We start from the raw sequence: 4,777 nt of genomic DNA on the forward strand, positions 1-4,777 counted from the left end.
CATCATCACACCACCAAATTAACCAGCCGGTCGGGCACCACGATCACCTTACGGATCGCCGCGCCGTCAAGGCTACGCTGCACCTTGTCAGATGCGAGCGCAAGCCTCTCCAGCTCTTCGTTGGGCAGGCCCTTGGCGACCGTCAGCTTATCGCGCAGCTTGCCCTTGATCTGCACCGCGATGGTCACCTCGTCCTCGACCAGCAGCGCCGGGTCGACATCGGGCCAGCTGGCGTCGGCGATCAGGCCGTCCCCTTCGAGCATCGCCCACGCCTCTTCGGCGATATGCGGCACCATCGGCGCGACCAGCCGGGCGAGCGCGCGAGTGGCGGCATTGCGGCTGGCGCTCGGCGCGGCCTTTTCGATGGCATTGGTCAGCTCGTAGATTTTCGCAACCGCCTTGTTGAACGCCAGCGCCTCGATGTCCTTGCCGATCAGGTCAATCGACTGGTGCAGCTTGCGGTCGAGTGACTTGTCTTCGCCCTCTGCTGGCTCAACCGCGCTGAACACCCGCCACAGCCGCTGCACGAAGCGCCAGCAACCCTCAATCCCCGATTCGCTCCAGGGCAAATCGCGCTCGGGCGGGCTATCCGACAACATGAACCAGCGCACCGCATCGGCACCGTACTGATTCACAATCTCATCGGGATCGACGACGTTCTTCTTCGACTTCGACATCTTCTCGATGCGGCCTTCATGGGCTCGTTTCCCGGAAGGTATGTGGGTGAGAATGCCATCACGCATCTCAACGTCAGATGGCGCAACCCACGTTTGAGTTTCGACAAAATCAACACCCAACTCCCTGCGTTCCTCTTCGGACGCTGGACGCGGAAGGCTTGCCCAAAACGACTGATGCGTCACCATGCCCTGCGTGAACAAGCTGGCGAACGGCTCGGTCACATCCAGCTTGCCAATTCGCGCCAAAGCCCGCGTCCAGAAGCGCGCGTAGAGCAGGTGCAGGATCGCGTGTTCGACCCCGCCAATATACTGGCCGACGGGCAGCCATTTGGCGACCTCGTCGCGGTCGAAGGGCTTGGCCGATGGCTGGCTGGCAAAGCGCAGGAAATACCAGCTCGAATCAACGAACGTGTCGAGCGTGTCGGTCTCGCGCACCGCATCCGCGCCGCATTGCGGGCATGCCACATGCTTCCATGTCGGGTGCCGCGCCAGCGGATTTCCGGGGATATCGAAGCTGACATCCTCGGGCAAAATCACCGGCAGCTGATCCTTGGGCACGGGCACGACGCCGCAGGCATCGCAATGGATGAACGGGATCGGCGTGCCCCAATAGCGTTGCCGCGACACGCCCCAGTCGCGCAGGCGCCACACCGTGGTGCCGGTGCCCCAGCCTTCGGATTCGGCGCGCGCGATCACCGCCGCCTTCGCCTCATCGGCGCTCATGCCGTCAAGGAACTGCGAATTGATAATGCGACCGGGGCCGGTATAGGCCTCGTTGTGGATCGGCGCGGCTTCCTCGCCTTCCAGCGCCACGACGCGGGTAACCGGCAGCATATATTTGCGCGCGAAATCGAGGTCGCGCTGGTCGTGCGCGGGCACGCCAAACACCGCGCCGGTGCCGTATTCCATCAGCACGAAATTGGCGACGAACACCGGCAGTTCCCATGACGGGTCGAGCGGGTGGATGGCCTTGAGGCCCGTATCCAACCCACGCTTTTCCTGCGTTTCCAGCTCGGCAGCGGACGTACCGGTGCGGCGGCATTCACCCAAAAACTTCTGCAACTCTTTATCGGTTTCACCCAATGCCATTGCCCATGGATGATCGGCAGCCAAAGCAACAAAGCTGGCCCCAAATATAGTATCCGGGCGAGTCGAATATACTTCTATGAACTTCGGTTCGGGAAACTCGGTTGGTGCGCCAGGGATTACCTCTTTGAAGTGCAGTGGGGGGTTCTTTATCTGAAATTTAAACGTCAGCCCCTGCGACTTGCCGATCCAGTTCTCCTGCATCGCGCGCACCTTGTCGGGCCAGCTTTCAAGCGTGGTCAGCCCGTCGAGCAGCCCATCGGCAAAGTCGGTGATCTTCAAAAACCATTGGCTGAGTTTGCGCCGCTCCACCAGTGCGCCCGAGCGCCAGCCGCGCCCGTCGATGACCTGTTCGTTGGCGAGCACGGTGTGATCCACCGGGTCCCAGTTGACCGCGCTTTCCTTGCGATAAACAAGGCCAGCAGCATACAGATCAAGGAACAGCGCCTGTTCGTGGCCATAATAATCGGGGTCGCAGGTCGCCAGTTCGCGGCTCCAGTCGAGCGCGAAGCCGAGGCGCTTCAACTGCTTGCGCATCGCCGCGATATTATCGCGGGTCCAGCCACCCGGATGCACGCCCTTTTCCATCGCGGCGTTTTCCGCCGGCATGCCGAACGCATCCCAGCCCATCGGGTGCAGCACTTCGCAGCCCTGCATCCGCCGATAGCGCGCGATGACGTCACCCATGGTGTAATTGCGCACATGGCCGATGTGGATGCGGCCCGATGGGTAGGGAAACATCTCAAGCACATAGGCCTTTGGTTTGGCGCTGTTGCTGTCGGCCTTGAATGTCTGGCGCTCATCCCACACCGATTGCCAGCGGGCATCGGCGGCGAGCGGATTGAACCGCGTCTGTTCGCTCATGTCTGGCCTCTTGGCTTAAAGGCCGGTCATTCGCGGATGGCGGACTGGCGCAAATCGCGCGCCTTGGTGAGGATGATTTCCTCAAGCGACTGCACGGTCGCGGCGCGCACCGGCGCATCGACCCATTGGCCCGCCTGGCTGACCTGACGGCTGGCGGCAACGCGCAGCGCATCGGCGCGCAAATCCTGATCCAGTATCGACACGGTCACCTTCATCCGCTCGCTCGGGGTTTGCGGGTTGGTGTACCAGTCGGTGACAATCACCCCGCCGGCGCTGTCCGCCTGCAGCAGCGGCATGAAGGACAGGGTATCGAGCGACGCGCGCCACAGATAGCTGTTCACACCAATCGTCGTCACCTGGCTGGCGGCGATGTCAGACTTTGGCCGCTCGCGTCCGCCACAGGCCGATAGCAGCGCCAGGGCGCCGACTGCGCAGATCGCGGCGCGGGCGATAGGGAACACGGACATGGCGGCTTTCCTTCGTTCGAATGCTGGAAATCAAGCGACTCCTATAGATGCTTTACCGCCATGGGCAAGCGCTTGCGCATGGCGTCAGGCGTTCATCGAAACGCAAGTTTGGCCACGTTATCATGCGAGGTGTTTGAGATATATCCGTGGCTGCCCGAGCATCGGCTGTTGAATGTTTGCAACGGTTATAAATTATTTCGCAAAACTGACTTGCGAATCGAGATTCTGTGAAAAATTGTGATAATGATCATTGTGCAACGTTTGGGTCGAGAAGCATTATGGCGTCCGGAGTGAAAAACAGGTTGGCAATGTTCGGGCTTTTGCTCGGCGGCGCAGCCTTGGCTCCGTCGATTGCTCTGGCGTTTTCGTCCGGTTTTGATTCGCAGCCCGTCTCGATTGAGGCGCGCGGCGCGATCGGCTCTTTCACGCCCGCTTCGGTTGATCCACGGCTTGCCGACAAGTTGAAATTTTCGGCACTGCGCGGCGACAAAATGTTCCGCTTTACGCCCGCTGCAACCGAGGCGCGCGGTAGCCGTGCACTCACCATCGCGGTGCGAATCAGGCCCGATGCTGCCAAGGCAATCAATATCCGGCCCGACATTGCGGGCGAGCCAGGCCAGAGCGCCAGCATCGTGCAGATCACCCCGACGGCGTTCAGCCTTGGCGTCGCCAAGGGTTTCCAGAAGTTTGCGCTGCCTGCCAGCATCCGCCAGCCGGATGATGCGCTGCCCGATCTCAGCGAACTTGGCCGTGGCACCTCCGCTCGCAAGAGCCGGTTCAGCCCGCGGATAGAGCTTGATCAGGCCGAAGCCCCGGTCGTGCGCGCGACGCGTCCGTTGACCGACCAGAGCGCATTTTCGCTGGATGTCGGCGGGGCCTATAAGGTGACCCGCAATCTCGACGTGACCGCTGGCATCCGCCTGCGCAGCGAGCAGGACCGCCTTGGCGCATTGACGAACGACCAGTTCGACAGCCAGGCGGTTTACGTTGGAACAGAATTCCGCTTCTGACCGATTGCCATTGGCGGCCCCCGCGTACTGCCTTGCAGGTGAACGGCCGCCTGCTCAAGCACTGGCACATCTCATGCCCTTGGTGCTTGGTGTACGCGTGATTTGCGTGTGTTGGAGAGCGGTTGTCTCTCCCGGCACCCAAATCTTCGCTCTATCCCGACGACGGCTTTCTGCCTGTCCAGTGTAAAAGTTGCCGTTCTGGAGACGACCCCGTAGCGGACATCATCGATGCTTAAACGTCCAACTTCGATCTTGGCCAGGTTCGCCGTTGAACAGGTATTTGATGTCGTCAATCGCTCCATCTGGCCGAATCACGAGTTCGCGTTCGTTGATGAAATCAATCTGCATGACGCTGCCAGTATTTGAGGCTTCCCAGATGAGCGTCAGTTTGTCACCGGGCTCAAGTTCAAAGCACTCCGGCCATGGCTCGACCGAGACGTAGATCGGACCGTCCTTACTATTGGTGAAAGTCTTGCTGAGTGCGAGCCATTGGCTGCAAGATAGCAGTCAATCCAAGCAGATGACAATGGCAGCTAACCACCCGATTGTGTTGAAAAACCCGCCGCTGAGATCGAGGCTGGTGCCAGCTTAGGCGTAGTTTGGAGGTCTCGTCCCCGCTTATGCAGGCGCTGGGGTGGCTGGCATCGGGATCAGCTTGGCCATTTTGCGGAGG

The 4,777-nt window shown here is 60.6% G+C and carries 3 protein-coding genes; 1 reads left to right on the top strand and 2 read right to left on the bottom strand.

What is annotated here, in order from left to right; genetic code table 11:
- Window positions 1-5 precede the first annotated feature (5 nt).
- Window positions 6-2,627, bottom strand: a complete 2,622-nt coding sequence (gene leuS / locus ACEW8G_RS12080) for a leucine--tRNA ligase (protein ID WP_373488669.1) — start codon at window positions 2,625-2,627, stop codon at window positions 6-8.
- Between the two features lie 26 nt (window positions 2,628-2,653).
- On the bottom strand, window positions 2,654-3,094 hold the full coding sequence (locus ACEW8G_RS12085) for a DUF3576 domain-containing protein (protein ID WP_373488670.1): 441 nt from the start codon (window positions 3,092-3,094) through the stop codon (window positions 2,654-2,656).
- A 308-nt stretch (window positions 3,095-3,402) separates the two neighbouring features.
- Between ACEW8G_RS12085 and ACEW8G_RS12090 the strand changes: the two genes are divergently transcribed.
- Entirely contained in the window at window positions 3,403-4,104 is a 702-nt protein-coding gene (locus tag ACEW8G_RS12090; RefSeq protein ID WP_373488671.1) for a hypothetical protein, read from the top strand.
- The last annotated feature ends 673 nt before the right edge of the window (window positions 4,105-4,777 follow it).

The organism is Blastomonas sp. (assembly GCF_041747255.1).
GTDB lineage: Bacteria > Pseudomonadota > Alphaproteobacteria > Sphingomonadales > Sphingomonadaceae > Blastomonas.

Bases quoted from the DNA above. Each gene is read 5' to 3' on its own strand.
- leuS (WP_373488669.1), bottom strand. From the start codon at position 2,627: ATGAGCGAACAGACGCGGTTCAATCCGCTCGCCGCCGATGCCCGCTGG.
- ACEW8G_RS12085 (WP_373488670.1), bottom strand. From the start codon at position 3,094: ATGTCCGTGTTCCCTATCGCCCGCGCCGCGATCTGCGCAGTCGGCGCC.
- ACEW8G_RS12090 (WP_373488671.1), top strand. From the start codon at position 3,403: ATGTTCGGGCTTTTGCTCGGCGGCGCAGCCTTGGCTCCGTCGATTGCT.